Source organism: Trabulsiella odontotermitis (assembly GCF_001188485.1).
GTDB classification, from domain to species: Bacteria; Pseudomonadota; Gammaproteobacteria; order Enterobacterales; family Enterobacteriaceae; genus Trabulsiella; species Trabulsiella odontotermitis_A.
In genome coordinates this window covers 172,302-188,908 of sequence record NZ_JNGH01000105.1, presented here as the reverse complement: position 1 = coordinate 188,908, position 16,607 = coordinate 172,302, and the positions used below count along the sequence as shown (strand labels likewise).

Below are 16,607 nucleotides of genomic sequence, written 5' to 3'. Positions count from 1 at the left end.
CCGTATTCCTTATTTCTGTACCACGATATTCTCTTGTGACGGATCGACATGCTGCATCTGCAACTTTTCTGTCGCGATCCGCTCAACCCGGCTGTGATCGCCGAGCGCGTTTTCTTCGAGGATCAGGTTGCGCCACTCGATATCCAGAGCGTCGCGTTCCAGAACCATTTGTTCGCGTTGCGCGGTCAACAGGCGCGTATGGTGCGCCGTGGTCACCACCGTCACCGCGGTCACAATGATGCAAATGAACAAGCAGAGTGGCAGCTTCCCAAACCGCAAAAGATCGTCACCGATCACGCCAGGCAAGGCATGGCGCTCGTTGCTTCCAATCGATCCTTTTACTTTGCTTAAGGCCTCTGACACTCTGCTGATCATGCGTTCGTCCTTTCTGCGATACGCAGCACTGAACTACGAGCGCGTGGATTCTCTGCCACTTCATCTTCGCCCGGCAACATCTTGCCTAATGCCCGCAAATGACGGCCACCCAGTTTCCTGAGTTGCTCTTCGGTCATCGGAAGCCCCGCCGGAACCTGCGGACCGCGGCTTTGTTCACGCATAAAGCGCTTCACAATGCGGTCTTCCAGCGAGTGGAAACTGATGATGGAGAGCCGCCCACCCGGGGCCAGCACGTCGATCGAGCTTTTTAGCGCCTGCTCTATCTCCTCCAGTTCACTGTTCACCCAGATGCGCACCGCCTGGAAGGTACGGGTCGCGGGATGTTTGAATTTGTCTTTCACCGGCGTGGCCGCGGCAACCACCTCGGCCAGCTCTTTGGTGCGGGTCATCGGTTGTTCGCGGTTACGCTCGACGATGGCGCGGGCAATACGCTTGCCAAAGCGCTCTTCGCCANTTCGTCAGCGCTCAGCAGCCATTCGGCGGCCGATTGTCCACGTGTCGGGTCCATGCGCATGTCCAGTGGACCATCGCGCATAAAGGAGAAACCGCGCTCAGCATCATCAAGCTGCGGTGAAGAGACGCCAAGATCGAGGAGGATGCCGTCGATCTTGCCAGTAAGATCGCGCTCGGCTACGTAGTCGCCCAGCGCGGAAAAAGGTCCATGTACAATGGAAAAGCGGGGATCGTCAATGCGCTGCGCTTCGGCGATCGCATGCGGATCCCGATCGATAGCCAGCAGACGGCCTTCCGCGCCCAGCTGCGAAAGAATCAGTCGCGAATGACCGCCGCGACCAAAAGTGCCATCAATGTAGATACCATCAGGACGAATATTCAGGCCATTTACGGCCTCATCCAGCAGTACCGTCGTATGTTTAAAATTTTCCATCATTTATAAGGACAAATCCTGCAGCCGCTCCGACAGCTCTCCGGATGCGGACTGCTCAGCGTCTATATCTTCCTTGACCCGTTGATACCAGGTCGTTTCGTCCCACAGCTCAAATTTGTTGAACTGCCCGACCAGCATCACTTCTTTGGTCAGTCCGGCGTGTTGCCGTAAAACCGGTGCAATCAGTAAACGACCGGCGTTATCCATCTGACATTCGCTTGCATGTCCAAGCAGCAAACGCTGTACGCGGCGCTCGGCCTGATTCATGCTCGACAGGCGCGACAGTTTTTGCTCGATAATTTCCCATTCAGGAAGCGGGTAAAGCAGCAGGCATGGGTGATGGATGTCAATGGTGCAAACCATTAAACCGGAAGCGTTTTCGACCAGCCGATCGCGATACCGTGTCGGCATCGATAAACGACCCTTGCTGTCGAGATTGACTAACGTTGCCCCACGGAACATGCCAGCCTCACCCCTTTTCTCCACTTTACCCCACAAATTCCCACCTAAAAGAGTTTACGGAGCGGAGGAAAAGCTTGTCAAGCCAGCACTGACGCTAACAGAGTTAAAAAACCCAATAATGGCGGCAGATATTCGCCCTGTTTAATTTATGTCCAACAAACGAGGCAAATTAACGCTATGAATAGTTGTAAGAAAAAAACAAATCTGTTCAAGCTCGTTAAAAAGAAACTCAATATCATCGAGCGAAAATATAAAGTGTCAGTTTGCGACGTGCGCGGCATTTTAGGACATTCCCGGGCACGTTAACAGCCCTTGTGACACACAGAAGCCGCCCTTTTTCTGCACTATGGCGTAAGCCGTCGGCAATTTTTCAGAGAAGTGTTTGTTAATTGGACAAATCCACGGCGGGTGTAACAAAACAATACAAAAATATTATCTTTCTGATTAACCCGTGCGGTGATTCTGGCGAGAAATAATCTGGTTTGAATGAGAACCCTGGTAAAAGTAAGGAATTATCTGATTATCAAATAATCCCTTACTTTTTTTCATTAGTCCGCGTTTATTTCGCTTAACGGCGGCTCAGGCTTCCGCGACGATAAAGATTACGACGAATGCGGCTCAGCCCCGGCTTCGGTTTACGCGGTTCATCAAGGCTCGCAAGGACAATTTCCAGCACCCGCTCGGCGACATCGCGGTGACGCTGGGCAACGGCCAGTACCGGGCATTGCAGGAAATCGAGCAGTTCGTGATCGCCAAATGTCGCAATCGCCAGTTCCGGGGGCAGCTTGCCTTCACGGCGCAGCGTGACATCCATCACCCCCTGCAACAGCGCAAACGAGGTGGTGAACAGCGCTTGCGGCATCGGGTTCGTTTCCAGCCATTTGTCGAACAGCTGCGCAGCGGCTTCGCGCTCGTAGCTGTTGGCGTACAGGTACTTCACTTCGCGCGGATCGTCTTTCCAGGCGGTACGGAAACCTTGCTCACGCAGGAAACTGACGGAGAGCTCCGGCAGCGCGCCAAGATAAAGGACGGTTTCCGCCGGGAATTTACGCAGCTCAGAAGCCAGCATTTCGGCATCGTCCTGATCCGCACCCACCACGCTGGTGAAATGTTCACGATCGAGCGCGCGATCCAGCGCCACAATCGGGAAGTTGTCATTCGCCCAGCGCTGATAGAAAGGATGCTCCGGCGGCAAGGAGGTCGAAACAATAATCGCATCCACCTGCCGCTGTAACAGATGCTCGATACAGCGCATTTCGTTATCCGGCTGATCTTCCGAGCAGGCAATCAGCAGCTGATAGCCGCGCTGACGCGCCTGACGCTCCAGATAATTAGCGATGCGGGTATAGCTGGTGTTCTCGAGATCCGGGATCACCAGACCAATAGAACGCGTGCGTCCTGCACGCAGCCCGGCAGCCACCGCGTTCGGATGGTAGTTATGCTCACGCACTACGGCCATCACTTTTTCGACGGTTTTATCACTAACGCGATACTGCTTAGCTTTACCGTTAATCACATAGCTCGCGGTCGTCCGGGAGACACCGGCAAGCCGGGCGATTTCATCCAGTTTCACAATTGCCCCTTGCTTAACTTGTACAATCCATAACCTTCGCGAAGGTATGGGTAAAATTTATTAACATCTAAACGCAGAATGATAACGGCGGCAACTGCTTTTATTGACTCTTCCCACTGGATTCGCAAAAAAAAGCCTGACCGGTGACGTCAGGCTGTTTTTTAATTCATCAGTAGGGCTTATCGCATTATCTTCTCGCCACGGGAAAGCCCGACGACACCAGAACGTGCCACTTCCACAATACGCGCCACATCACGCAAGGTGGCCAGGAACGCGTCGAGCTTATCGCTGGTACCTGCCAACTGGACGGTATAAATAGAAGGCGTGACGTCGATAATCTGCCCGCGGAAGATCTCGGTGTTGCGTTTTACCTCTTCGCGACCGTATCCGCTGGCCTGCACTTTGACCAGCATGATCTCACGCTCGACGTGCGACCCCTGCCCCAGCTCACTGACCCGCAACACATCCACCAGCTTATGTAGCTGTTTTTCGATCTGCTCAATGACCTGCTCATCGCCCACGGTCTGAATCGTCATGCGGGAAAGCGTCGGATCGTCCGTCGGCGCGACGGTCAGGCTTTCAATGTTGTAGCCTCGCTGTGAAAAGAGACCGATGACGCGCGACAGCGCGCCCGATTCGTTTTCCAGTAATACTGATAATATCCGGCGCATAATCAGGTTCTCTCCGTTTTGCTCAGCCACATTTCATCCATGCCGCCACCGCGGATTTGCATCGGATAAACGTGCTCACTTCCATCGACGGTAACATCGACAAACACCAGCCGCTGGTTGCGCACCGTGTCCAGCGCCTCCGCCAGCTTCGCTTCCAGTTCGTCGGGCTGGTTTATCTGAATGCCGACATGACCATAGGCCTGAGCCAGCGCCACAAAGTCCGGCAGGGACTTCATATAGGATTGCGAGTGACGGCCCGAGTAGATCATGTCCTGCCACTGCTTCACCATGCCGAGGTAGCGGTTGTTCAGGTTAACCACCAGCACCGGCAGTTCGTACTGCAGCGCCGTCGACAGCTCCTGAATGTTCATCTGAATACTGCCATCGCCGGTCACGCAGATCACCGTTTCGTCAGGCAGCGCCATCTTCACGCCAAGTGCGGCTGGCAGACCAAAGCCCATCGTGCCGAGGCCGCCGGAGTTGATCCAGCGACGCGGTTTATCAAACGGGTAATAGAGGGCGGCAAACATCTGATGCTGGCCGACATCGGAGGTGACATACGCGTCTCCGTTGGTCAGCCGCCAGAGGGTTTCAATCACCGCCTGTGGTTTGATGGCCGGGCTCTGCGTGTCATATTTCAGGCTCTGACGGGCGCGCCATTGTTCGATACGCTGCCACCAGTCGCGGATATCATCCAGCGGCTGCACCGCCTCCTCCTGCTCCAGCAATTCAAGCATCTGCTCCAGCACCTGCCGGGCATCACCAACAATCGGAATATCCGCCGGCACGGTTTTGGAAATAGAGGTAGGGTCGATGTCGATATGCAGCACGGTGGCGTCCGGGCAATATTTCGCCAGATTGTTGGTGGTGCGATCGTCAAAACGCACGCCCACCGCGAAGATCACATCAGAATTGTGCATCGTCATGTTCGCTTCGTACGTCCCGTGCATGCCCAGCATGCCGAGAGCATGACGATGCGTGCCCGGAAACGCGCCCAGCCCCATTAATGAAGAGGCCACCGGCAGATTGAGTTTTTCGATTAACGTCTTCAGTTGCTCGCCACATTCGGCATTGATCGCCCCGCCACCGACATATACCACCGGTCGCTTAGCGGCGATCAGCGTCTGCAGGGCGCGTTTAATCTGCCCTTTATGGCCGGTTGTCGTCGGGTTGTAGGAGCGCATGCTCACCGTTTCCGGCCAGACGTACGGCAGCTTGTTCAGCGGATTAAGGATATCTTTTGGCAGATCAACCACGACCGGCCCGGGACGACCGCTGGCCGCCAGCCAGAACGCTTTTTTCAGTACGCCGGGGATATCTTCGGTTTGCTTAACCAGGAAGCTGTGTTTGACCACCGGGCGGGAGATCCCCACCATGTCGCACTCCTGGAAAGCATCGTAGCCAATCAGCGAGGTCGCGACCTGCCCGGACAGCACCACCAGCGGCACCGAATCCATATAGGCCGTCGCAATACCGGTAATCGCATTGGTCGCGCCCGGGCCAGAGGTGACCAGCACCACGCCCACTTCCCCCGTCGCACGCGCCAGTCCATCGGCCATATGCACCGCTGCCTGCTCGTGCCTTACCAGTACATGATCGATACCGCCGAGGGTATGTAACGCATCGTAGATATCAAGGACAGCCCCACCGGGGTAACCGAACACTTGCTTCACGCCCTGATCGACAAGCGATCGGACAACCATCTCGGCTCCAGACAACATCTCCATGACTTGCCTCCAGGCTATTTTGGCGATGCAGAATTCATTTCCGCACACACTTGTGGCGAGACAACAGCGCTCACCGATAAACATATCCAATTAACATAACCGCTCACTTTCAGGCAGGCAATTCAGCCCGGCGTTGATAACGGCTGACGAAAAGAGGAAAAACAAAGGAAGCGCGAAGAAACTGGTGAAAAGCTTCAACGATAAGAAAAGAGGATAGTCATTACTCGGGATAACAGGAAAAGAACAGGAAATAATCCATTTTTTGCTATGCGCTAACGACAACCCGCACTTATAAACAGAATAAAATGCTGGTTATTTTCTTACATACAAAACAAACAGAGCGTGTGTGCGCCCTGTTTGTTTTCATGGTTATTAGCGCAGGCAAATAGAGGCCAGCAGCTCTTCCATCCATTGATGTCCTTTATCACGACCCGCCGCCTCATGCCATGAAAGATAACAGGTTCGGCTGTTGAGTTTTAACGGTAACGGTAATAACTGAAGATCTAATGATTCAGAAAACTCTTCCGCCAGCCAGCGTGGCGCAACCGCCACCATTTGGGTTTGCGACACGACATTCAGCACGCTGGTTAATGCCATTCCCTGGTAGGCGATGCAGGCTTGTTTATCTGCCGTGTCATACCATGGCTGACTAAATGAGGCGTAACGGTCGAGCGAAACAACAGCATGCTCTTCTTTATACACATCACTTTCTTTCAGCGGGCCGCTCAGTCGCGGATGTTTACGGCTGGCGACTAAAACCATTTCATCTTTAAACAGCGGCGTGCAGGAAAATTCCGGACGACGAAACTCTTCATAACCCAGCACAAATTCAATTTCCTGATAGCGCAACTGATGCTCAGTATTCTTATTTAAGGATGACTTAAATACGAGATGAATATTAGGCGCAATTTCTCTGACCCGATTAAAAATCAGCGAGGTTAAAAAATTATCCAGCGGGCTACAGACGCAGAGATTAAAAACGCGCTCGCTGCTAATAGGTTCGAATTCGGACCCCGGCAGTTCATTTTGCACCAGTTGCAAAGCCTGGCGGACGGAACCAAACAGCTGATATGCCCTTGCCGTAGGTTGAATACCGCGACCATAGCNGTTAAACATCACTTTGAGTCGCGCGACGGCGTTACTCACGGCGGGCTGCGACATCCCCAGCATGTGCGCGGCGCGCGTAATATTTTGCTCTTGCATGACCGCATCAAAGACGGTCAGTAAGTTTAAATCCACCATGCGAAGCTGAGGTTTTGTCACCTCCAGCTGTCTCGCCTGACGTTCAATTTTTTCCACGGGCATTTCTAACTCCACAGTCACGCTAAACTCCCTTTGCATTAATGCAATAATAAATTCTGACAATATGATTTACCATGCATATAAAATCTACAAAAGAGAAATAATAAAAATTAGGAAAACATAAAGAAACATCAGTGACAATAGACAGAAATGCGCGGAATACTGCCGCTTCGGGCCGACAAACTATAACTGCCACTTAATAAGATAAGTGTACCTATAAACCTGAGTAATAATCAACGTGTGAGAACCGCACCAGAAGCTTAGCAAAACTTAAATGTATATTAAGTAAAACACTCCGCTATTAACAATCAATTAGCATAATCGACAAAGTCTTTTTTGAGACTTATATTCGCAGAGAATAATTTTAAATGAATCATACGGATATAATTATCATATGCGATATTTTCCTTAACCCTGAATGCAAGCAAACTTATAAAAATGATTCAAAATATGAAAAGTGTCTCTGGAGGATAAACGCGTTATTCTGCGTGCCGCATGCTCATCAGCACAATAAGCTAAAACAGCACCGCAATTGACGTCATTCATCAGGTGGGTTTTCCTGGCCAGGGGTTGACATCAAACGGCGTATCCAGTACCACTAAACGCATATCGAATTCATCTGGAGTATGACATTAATGAATCGCACGTCACGTTTCACCAGCCTACTACTACTAAACGCCTCTTTTGCGCGCGGTAGTCTGGTGGGCGACGTTTTGCGATAGTCATCTTCCGGTAACGAATCAAACCCGCGCCATGCGCGGGTTTTTTTATGCTCGTAGCAAGGCGCCAAAGACAATCAAGGACCTAAACCATGAGCCAGCAAGTCGTTATTTTTGATACTACCTTACGTGACGGTGAACAGGCATTACAGGCAAGCCTGAGCGTAAAAGAGAAGCTGCAGATTGCTCTGGCCCTCGAACGTATGGGCGTCGACGTGATGGAAGTCGGGTTTCCGGTCTCTTCACCGGGCGATTTTGAATCAGTGCAGACCATCGCCCGCCAGGTGAAAAACAGCCGCGTTTGCGCGCTGGCACGCTGCGTGGAAAAGGATATCGACGTGGCGGCGGAGTCATTAAAAGTCGCCGACGCCTTCCGCATTCATACCTTTATCGCCACCTCGCCGATGCACATCGCCACCAAACTGCGCAGCACGCTGGATGAGGTCATCGAACGCTCCATTTATATGGTGAAGCGCGCACGTAACTATACCGACGACGTTGAATTCTCTTGTGAAGACGCGGGCCGCACCCCGATTGCGGATCTGGCGCGCGTGGTGGAAGCGGCGATTAGCGCTGGCGCAAAGACCATTAACATTCCTGATACTGTCGGCTACACCATGCCGTTTGAGTTCGCCAACATCATTACCGGCCTGTACGAACGCGTGCCGAATATCGATAAAGCGATTATCTCTGTGCATACCCATGACGATTTAGGTCTGGCGGTCGGCAACGCCATTGCCGCAGTGCATGCCGGTGCGCGTCAGGTTGAAGGGGCAATGAACGGTATTGGCGAGCGCGCCGGTAACTGCTCGCTGGAAGAAGTGATCATGGCGATTAAAGTGCGCAAAGACATCATGAATGTGCACACCAACATCAATCATCATGAAATCTGGCGCACCAGCCAGACCGTCAGCCAGATCTGCAACATGCCGGTTCCGGCCAACAAAGCGATTGTCGGCACCGGGGCATTTGCTCACTCCTCCGGGATTCATCAGGACGGCGTGCTGAAGAATCGTGAAAACTACGAAATCATGACGCCGGAGTCGATCGGCCTGAATCAGGTCCAGCTGAACCTGACGTCCCGCTCCGGCCGTGCGGCGGTGAAACATCGCATGGAAGAGATGGGCTACAAAGAGACCGATTACAACATGGACCACCTGTACGATGCGTTCCTGAAACTGGCGGATAAAAAAGGCCAGGTATTTGATTACGACCTGGAAGCGCTGGCGTTCATTAATAAACAACAGGAAGAGCCGGAGCATTTCCGTCTGGATTACTTCAGCGTGCAGTCGGGCTCCAGCGATATCGCCACCGCCTCCGTCAAACTGGCCTGCGGTGAAGAGATCAAAGCCGAAGCGGCGAACGGCAACGGCCCGGTCGATGCGATTTACCAGGCGATTAACCGCATCACTAACTACAACATTGAACTGGTCAAATATGGCTTAAGTGCCAAAGGCCAGGGGAAAGACGCGCTGGGCCAGGTGGATATTGTGGCCAATTACAACGGCCGTCGCTTCCACGGCGTGGGCCTGGCGACCGATATCGTCGAATCCTCCGCCAAAGCGATGGTTCACGTCCTGAACAGCATCTGGCGCGCCGCCGAAGTCGAAAAAGAGCTGCAACGCAAAGCTCAGAATAATGAGAACAACAAGGAAACCGTGTGATGTCGAAGAATTACCATATTGCCGTTTTGCCGGGTGACGGCATCGGCCCGGAAGTGATGGCGCAAGCCCTGAAGGTGCTGGATGCCGTGCGCCAGCGTTTTGCGATGCGTATTACCACCAGCCACTATGACGTCGGTGGTATTGCTATCGACAACCACGGCACCCCATTGCCGCAGGCGACCGTCGAAGGCTGTGAAAATGCCGACGCGGTGCTGTTTGGCTCGGTGGGCGGCCCGAAATGGGAACATCTGCCTCCCGCCGAACAGCCTGAGCGTGGCGCGCTGTTGCCGCTGCGTAAGCACTTTAAGCTGTTCAGCAACCTGCGACCGGCCAGGCTGTATCAGGGACTGGAAGCGTTCTGCCCGCTGCGTGCCGATATCGCCGCGCAGGGCTTCGATATTCTGTGCGTGCGTGAACTGACGGGTGGCATCTACTTCGGTCAGCCGAAAGGCCGCGAAGGCAGCGGTCAGTATGAAAAAGCATTCGATACCGAGGTATATCACCGTTTTGAAATTGAACGTATCGCGCGTATCGCTTTCGAATCCGCCCGCAAACGTCGCCATAACGTGACCTCCATCGACAAGGCCAACGTGCTGCAATCATCCATTTTGTGGCGTGAGATTGTTAACGAGATCGCCCGCGATTACCCGGACGTTAAGCTGTCGCACATGTACATCGACAACGCCACCATGCAGCTGATTAAGGATCCGTCGCAGTTTGACGTGCTGCTGTGTTCCAACCTGTTCGGCGACATCCTTTCGGATGAGTGCGCGATGATCACCGGCTCGATGGGCATGCTGCCATCCGCCAGTCTGAACGAACAGGGTTTTGGTCTGTACGAACCGGCAGGCGGCTCTGCGCCGGATATCGCGGGTAAAAACATTGCCAACCCGATTGCGCAGATCCTGTCGCTGGCGCTGTTGCTGCGCTACAGCCTGGGGGCAAATGACGCAGCCATCGCGATTGAAAATGCGATTAACCGCGCGTTAGAAGAAGGCGTCCGTACCGGCGACTTAGCGCGCGGTGGTGCGGCGGTCAGTACCGATGAAATGGGCGACATTGTTGCCCGCTATGTCGCTGAAGGGGTGTAATCATGGCGAAAACGTTATACGAAAAAGTGTTTGATGCTCACGTGGTTTACGAAGCGCCAGACGAGACCCCGCTGCTCTATATCGACCGCCATCTGGTCCATGAAGTGACCTCACCGCAGGCGTTTGACGGTCTGCGGGCGCACAACCGCCCGGTGCGTCAGCCGGGTAAAACCTTTGCGACGATGGACCATAACGTCTCCACGCAGACCAAAGACATCAACGCCTCTGGCGAGATGGCCCGTATTCAGATGCAGGAGCTGATTAAAAACTGCAACGAGTTCGGCGTTGAGCTGTATGACCTGAATCACCCGTATCAGGGGATTGTCCACGTGATGGGACCGGAACAGGGGATTACCCTGCCGGGCATGACCATCGTCTGCGGCGACTCCCATACCGCCACGCACGGCGCGTTTGGTGCGCTGGCATTTGGTATCGGCACCTCCGAAGTCGAACACGTGCTGGCGACGCAAACCCTGAAACAGGGCCGTGCGAAGACCATGAAAATCGAAGTGAAAGGTAAAGCCGCACCGGGGATCACCGCTAAAGATATCGTGCTGGCGATCATCGGCAAAACCGGCAGCGCGGGCGGCACCGGTCACGTGGTGGAGTTCTGCGGCGATGCCATTCAGGCGTTGAGCATGGAAGGTCGCATGACCCTGTGTAACATGGCCATCGAAATGGGTGCCAAAGCGGGTCTGGTCGCGCCTGATGAAACCACCTTCAATTATGTGAAGGGGCGTTTGCACGCGCCAAAAGGCAAGGATTTCGACGATGCCGTGGCGTACTGGAAAACCCTGAAGACCGACGACGACGCACAGTTTGATACCGTCGTCACGCTGCAGGCGGAAGAGATTGCGCCGCAGGTGACCTGGGGTACTAATCCTGGCCAGGTGATTTCCGTGACTGACGTNTCCTGCACCAACTCGCGCATTGAAGATTTACGCGCCGCCGCCGAGATCGCCAAAGGGCGGAAAGTGGCGCCGGGCGTGCAGGCGCTGGTCGTGCCGGGATCCGGTCCGGTGAAAGCGCAGGCGGAAGCCGAAGGGCTGGATAAGATCTTTATTGAAGCCGGTTTTGAATGGCGTTTACCGGGCTGTTCGATGTGCCTGGCGATGAACAACGATCGCCTGAACCCAGGCGAGCGCTGTGCCTCCACCAGCAACCGTAANNCGGCGGCCGCTGCCGTCACCGGCCATTTCGCTGACATTCGCAGCATTAAATAAGGAGCCCGACATGGCAGAGAAATTTACGCAACACACGGGCCTGGTGGTTCCTTTAGATGCCGCCAACGTGGATACCGACGCCATCATTCCCAAGCAGTTTTTGCAGAAGGTAACGCGTACCGGGTTTGGTGCCCACCTGTTTAACGACTGGCGTTTCCTGGACGATAAGGGTCAGCAGCCGAATCCGGAATTCGTGCTCAATTTCCCGGAATACAAAGGGGCGTCAATTTTACTGGCGCGTGAAAACTTTGGCTGCGGCTCGTCACGCGAGCACGCGCCGTGGGCATTAACCGATTACGGTTTTAAAGTGGTTATCGCGCCGAGCTTTGCCGATATCTTCTATGGCAACAGCTTCAACAACCAGCTGCTGCCGGTCGCGCTGAGCGATGCGCAGGTCGATGAGCTGTTCACGCTGGTACAGGCGAACCCGGGCATTACCTTCGATGTGGATCTGGAAGCGCAGGAAGTCCGTGCAGGCGACAAGTCGTACAGCTTCAGCATTGACGCCTTTCGTCGTCACTGCATGCTGAATGGCCTCGACAGCATCGGCCTGACGCTGCAGCATGAAGACGCCATCGCCGCTTACGAGCACAAACAACCTGCGTTTATGGGATGATTAATGGCCCGCCGTCGCGGGCCAGCATGCCTCACGTCGATTTAGCGTCGCGTGAGGCTTTCTTCTTTCTACCCGTATCACACATCTTTCACGCGGCTGGTGAGAAACAGCGTCAGCAGAGAAATCGCCGCGATCACCCAGTACACACGCCCATGCCCGTAGCTTTGCGCCAGCGCGCCCTGGATCACCCCGGCGAGGATCACACCGGTCGAAATACTGTTGGTAAACAGCGTCGTCGCCGAACCGGCGCGTCCGGGCATCAGATCCTGAAACCACAGCATGCCGATACCCGCAATAATGCCGATAAAAATGGCGTTAAACCCCTGTAACAACAGCAGCGCCGTATGGCTGTGGAATAAAATCAGTCCGATATAGAACATCACCCCGGCGATCACCGCCGTGATCACCATCCGCCGTTTGCCAAACCGTTTGACGTAATACCCGGCCAGGATCATCGCCGGGATCTCCAGCCCCGCCGCAGTGCCCATCAACACACCGGCGAGGCTATCCGGCAGCCCCAGATCACTGCTGATCCACAGCGGCATATCGATGATATACATGGTGTTGCAGGTCCACATCAGCGTGGAAGCAATAAACAGCATGCGCACGTTCTTATCGTTCCAGCCGCTGATTTGCGTGACCGCCACGGTGGCCGTGTGTTCCACTCTCGCCACCGAGGGCAGCGCGACGGCGATCAGCACCAGGCTCACCGCGAAAATCCCGGCAGCGATAGAAAACATGATGGTGAAGCCGTAGTTCAGCGCCAGCATGAACGCCAGCGGCGGACCAATCACCCACGCCAGCGACAGCTGGGCGCGCATGATAGAACTAAACATCACCACTTCGCGCGCCGAGCTGTCCGCGTATTCCCGCGCCAGCGCAAACAGTTGTGGCATCGCGGTATTCGCCAGCGATGNGGCTGTCGGAACGCTTTGCCAGCCACAGGCTGACCAGGATCCCGGCGATGGCGTTAACGGTATAAAACAGACCGACCCAGAAAGGCTGGGCACCTACTTCACGACTCAGAAAAAGACTCAGCGTTGGCGCCTGTAACGCCCCCGCAATGCCCATCATAAACGCCACCAGCATAAAAGCGGCATAGACCCCATTGAGGCGTCGCCCCATCGTCAACAACCACAGCATGCATCATCCTTAAGCGAAAAAGGGGTACGAAAAAAGGCCAGCAGAGACACTCTGCTGGCGTGGCAATGTAGCACCAATACTCAGTCACACATGATATGGGCAAGTCAATGAGGATCAGAAGTCGGTTTCGTAACTTCCCACTGCATCAGCTCCTCGAGCATTTTCAACCGCGCTCCTGCTAAGTGGCGGGCCAGCCATGACGCTTCCTGCGTCGCCAAAAAGTACTGGCGATAAAACTGGCGTGTGGATGACTTCTGCATATTCACCTCCTCGCTTCATCGGAAACCATTATTGGCTTAATATAGGGATTAATAAATTGCTGAGTTTTTGTCAGGAGTTCCCCTTTTATGTCTTCTGCTCGCCTGCAACAACAGTTCATCCGCCTGTGGCAATGCTGCGACGGTAAATCGCAGGAAACCACGCTCAATGAACTGGCTGAATTACTCAGTTGTTCGCGCCGTCATATGCGCACGCTGCTGAACACGATGGAAGAACGCGGCTGGCTGACGTGGGAGGCGGAAGCCGGGCGCGGCAAGCGTTCACGGCTGACGTTCCTCTACACCGGGCTGGCCTTACAGCAGCAGCGAGCCGAGGATCTACTGGAGCAGGATCGCATCGATCAGCTCGTCCAGTTGGTGGGCGATAAAGCCACCGTTCGCCAGATGCTGGTGTCGCACCTCGGGCGCAGCTTTCGCCAGGGCAGGCATATTTTGCGCGTCCTCTACTACCGCCCGATGCGCAATTTACTGCCCGGCACGCCGCTGCGCCGCTCGGAAACGCATATCGCCAGGCAGATTTTCAGCGCCTTAACCCGCATAAATGAGGAAAATGGGGAACTGGAAGCGGATATTGCGCACCACTGGCAACAGCTTTCGCCCCTGCACTGGCGTTTTTATCTGCGCCCCGGCATTCATTTTCATCACGGGCGCGAACTGGACATCGACGATGTCATCACCTCGCTTCAGCGAATCAATACGCTGCCGCTCTATTCGCATATCACACAGATCGTCTCGCCTACTGCCTGGACGCTGGACATTCACCTTTCGCAGCCCGATCGCTGGCTGCCCTGGCTGCTGGGACATATCCCGGCGATGGTTCTGCCGAAAGAGTGGGAGTCCCTGCCCCATTTTTCCTCGATACCGGTCGGCACTGGTCCGTACGCCGTTGCACGCAACAATCAGAACCAGCTCAAAATCCATGCCTTTGATGATTACTTTGGCTACCGCGCATTGATTGACGAAGTGAATGTCTGGGTGCTGCCGGAGATCAGCGAAGAGCTGACCTGCGGGTTGACGCTGGAAGGGCCGACTGAAGGCGAAAAAGCCGTGGAGAGCCGCCTCGAAGAAGGGTGTTATTACATGCTGTTTGATGCGCGATCGCGAAAAGGCGCGCGTCAGGACGTTCGGCTGTGGATCAGCCAAATCCTCTCCCCTGCGAGCCTGCTCTATCACGCCGACGAACAGTATCAAGGGTACTGGTTCCCGGCATACGGCATGCTACCCCGCTGGCACCACGCCCGGCCGGGCAAAGGCGAAAAACCGGCAGGGCTTGAGGTGCTGACGCTCAGCTATTACCGCGAACATATTGAGCACCATTATATTGCGAACATCATGGCGCACCTGCTGGCACAGCATCAGGTCAAACTAGACATTCAGGAACTGGATTACGAAGAGTGGCATCGTGGCGAGGTGGTGAGCGATATGTGGCTCAACAGCGCCAACTTTACGCTGCCGCTGGATTTCTCCCTGTTTGCCCATCTGTTTGAAGTGCCGCTGTTTCAGCACTGTATTCCCGCCGAATGGGACAAAGAGGCCGCACGCTGGCGCGCCGGAGAGATGAACCAGGCACACTGGAGCCAGCAACTGGTGCAACAGCGCGCCATCGTTCCGCTGATCCATCACTGGTTGATGATTCAGGGACAGCGCAGCATGCGCGGGGTACGGATGAACACGCTGGGCTGGTTTGACTTTAAATCAGCCTGGTTTGCGCCACCGGACCCCTGATGCTTTCCGAATACTGACAAAATCATTACACTAATGCGTGCTCAACGGGGTGCTGAAACAGGCTGAGAAAATACCCGTCGAACCTGATCCGGATAACGCCGGCGAAGGGATTTGAGGCTCTGCTCAAAATCCTTTGCCACTCTTTCTTTGAGGTGCAAAGTGTTAAAAAAATGTCTGCCACTGCTGGCGCTGCTTGCCGCGCCGGTCTTCGCTAAACCCGTACTGACCGTTTATACCTACGACTCGTTCTCCGCTGACTGGGGTCCCGGGCCTGCCGTCAAAAAGGCCTTTGAAGCCGACTGCAACTGCGAACTGAAATACGTCACGCTGGAAGATGGCGTCTCGTTGCTCAATCGTCTGCGAATGGAAGGGAAAAACAGCAAAGCTGACGTGGTGCTCGGCCTTGATAACAACCTGCTGGAAGCGGCGACGCAAACCAGACTGTTCGCGAAAAGCGGCGTGCCGATGCAAAACGTGAAGGTGCCGGGCGGCTGGAACGACGACACTTTCGTGCCGTTCGACTACGGCTATTTCGCCTTTGTTTATGACAAAAACAAGCTGAAAAACCCACCGAAAAGCCTGAAAGAGCTGGTCGAAAGCGATCAGAAATGGCGCGTGATCTATCAGGATCCGCGCACCAGTACGCCGGGTCTGGGTCTGCTGCTGTGGATGCAAAAAGTCTACGGCGATAACGCGCCGGGCGCCTGGCAGAAGCTGGCCGCAAAAACCGTCACGGTCACCAAAGGCTGGAGCGAAGCTTACGGTCTGTTCCTGAAAGGCGAAAGCGATCTGGTGATGAGTTACACCACTTCTCCGGCTTACCACATCATCGAAGAGAAAAAGGATAACTACGCCGCAGCGGCATTTACGGAAGGCCACTATTTGCAGGTAGAAGTCGCGGCGCGCACCGCATCCAGCAAACAGCCGCAACTGGCGGAACAGTTCCTGAAATTTATGCTGTCGCCAGGCTTCCAGAATGCGATCCCGGCCGGAAACTGGATGTATCCGGTCACCGACGTCACGCTGCCGGCCGGTTTCGACCAGTTGGTGAAACCGCAAACCACGCTGCAATTCACGCCGCAACAGGTCGCGGCTGAGCGTCAACAGTGGATCGGTACATGGCAACGCGCC

12 protein-coding genes, 3 pseudogenes and 1 riboswitch are annotated in these 16,607 nt (G+C 54.5%); of the genes and pseudogenes, 6 read left to right on the top strand and 9 right to left on the bottom strand.

The window, feature by feature from the left end:
- Positions 1 to 9 precede the first annotated feature (9 nt).
- The 7 genes and pseudogenes from ftsL to leuO form a co-directional block, all read right to left on the bottom strand.
- On the bottom strand, positions 10 to 375 hold the full coding sequence (gene ftsL, locus GM30_RS18545) for a cell division protein FtsL (RefSeq protein ID WP_038155644.1): 366 nt from the start codon (positions 373 to 375) through the stop codon (positions 10 to 12).
- A pseudogene (gene rsmH / locus GM30_RS18540) lies at positions 372 to 1,285 on the bottom strand (16S rRNA (cytosine(1402)-N(4))-methyltransferase RsmH). The gene ftsL and the pseudogene rsmH overlap by 4 nt, the downstream one beginning before the upstream one ends.
- Positions 1,286 to 1,744 carry a division/cell wall cluster transcriptional repressor MraZ gene (mraZ, locus tag GM30_RS18535; RefSeq protein ID WP_049849831.1) on the bottom strand — a complete coding sequence of 153 codons (459 nt, stop codon included), beginning with the start codon at positions 1,742 to 1,744 and terminating at the stop codon, positions 1,286 to 1,288.
- Positions 1,745 to 2,312: 568 nt separating this feature from the next.
- Positions 2,313 to 3,317, bottom strand: a complete 1,005-nt coding sequence (cra, locus tag GM30_RS18530) for a catabolite repressor/activator (RefSeq protein ID WP_049849830.1) — start codon at positions 3,315 to 3,317, stop codon at positions 2,313 to 2,315.
- Positions 3,318 to 3,496: 179 nt separating this feature from the next.
- Positions 3,497 to 3,988 carry an acetolactate synthase small subunit gene (ilvN, locus tag GM30_RS18525; RefSeq protein ID WP_049849829.1) on the bottom strand — a complete coding sequence of 164 codons (492 nt, stop codon included), beginning with the start codon at positions 3,986 to 3,988 and terminating at the stop codon, positions 3,497 to 3,499.
- A gap of 2 nt (positions 3,989 to 3,990) precedes the next feature.
- On the bottom strand, positions 3,991 to 5,715 hold the full coding sequence (ilvI, locus tag GM30_RS18520; protein ID WP_049849828.1) for an acetolactate synthase 3 large subunit: 1,725 nt from the start codon (positions 5,713 to 5,715) through the stop codon (positions 3,991 to 3,993).
- A gap of 372 nt (positions 5,716 to 6,087) precedes the next feature.
- Entirely contained in the window at positions 6,088 to 7,038 is a 951-nt protein-coding gene (gene leuO, locus GM30_RS18515) for a transcriptional regulator LeuO (RefSeq protein ID WP_072094170.1), read from the bottom strand.
- Between the two features lie 790 nt (positions 7,039 to 7,828).
- Between leuO and leuA the strand changes: the two genes are divergently transcribed.
- From leuA to leuD, 4 genes are all read left to right on the top strand, one after another.
- Positions 7,829 to 9,400: a 2-isopropylmalate synthase gene (gene leuA, locus GM30_RS18510; RefSeq protein ID WP_049849826.1), complete on the top strand. Its 1,572-nt coding sequence runs from the start codon at positions 7,829 to 7,831 to the stop codon at positions 9,398 to 9,400.
- Positions 9,400 to 10,491 (top strand): 3-isopropylmalate dehydrogenase, encoded by a 1,092-nt coding sequence (gene leuB / locus GM30_RS18505; RefSeq protein WP_049849825.1) that lies wholly within the window; start codon positions 9,400 to 9,402, stop codon positions 10,489 to 10,491. The genes leuA and leuB overlap by 1 nt, the downstream gene beginning before the upstream one ends.
- 2 nt (positions 10,492 to 10,493) lie before the next feature.
- Positions 10,494 to 11,714, top strand: a complete 1,221-nt coding sequence (gene leuC / locus GM30_RS18500) for a 3-isopropylmalate dehydratase large subunit (protein WP_049849824.1) — start codon at positions 10,494 to 10,496, stop codon at positions 11,712 to 11,714.
- Positions 11,715 to 11,724: 10 nt separating this feature from the next.
- Entirely contained in the window at positions 11,725 to 12,330 is a 606-nt protein-coding gene (leuD, locus tag GM30_RS18495; protein WP_049849823.1) for a 3-isopropylmalate dehydratase small subunit, read from the top strand.
- Between the two features lie 77 nt (positions 12,331 to 12,407).
- Here the strand turns inward: leuD and GM30_RS18490 are convergent.
- Positions 12,408 to 13,473: pseudogene (locus tag GM30_RS18490) on the bottom strand (MFS transporter).
- 104 nt (positions 13,474 to 13,577) lie between these two features.
- Positions 13,578 to 13,733 (bottom strand): glucose uptake inhibitor SgrT, encoded by a 156-nt coding sequence (gene sgrT, locus GM30_RS24850; protein WP_072094169.1) that lies wholly within the window; start codon positions 13,731 to 13,733, stop codon positions 13,578 to 13,580.
- Between the two features lie 87 nt (positions 13,734 to 13,820).
- Here sgrT and sgrR point away from each other — a divergent pair, with 87 nt between their 5' ends.
- Positions 13,821 to 15,476, top strand: coding sequence for an HTH-type transcriptional regulator SgrR (gene sgrR / locus GM30_RS18485; protein ID WP_049849822.1), 1,656 nt, complete (start codon positions 13,821 to 13,823; stop codon positions 15,474 to 15,476).
- A 35-nt stretch (positions 15,477 to 15,511) separates the two neighbouring features.
- Positions 15,512 to 15,604, top strand: a riboswitch (TPP riboswitch).
- A 31-nt stretch (positions 15,605 to 15,635) separates the two neighbouring features.
- Positions 15,636 to 16,607, top strand: a pseudogene (gene thiB, locus GM30_RS18480) (thiamine ABC transporter substrate binding subunit); the annotation flags it as partial.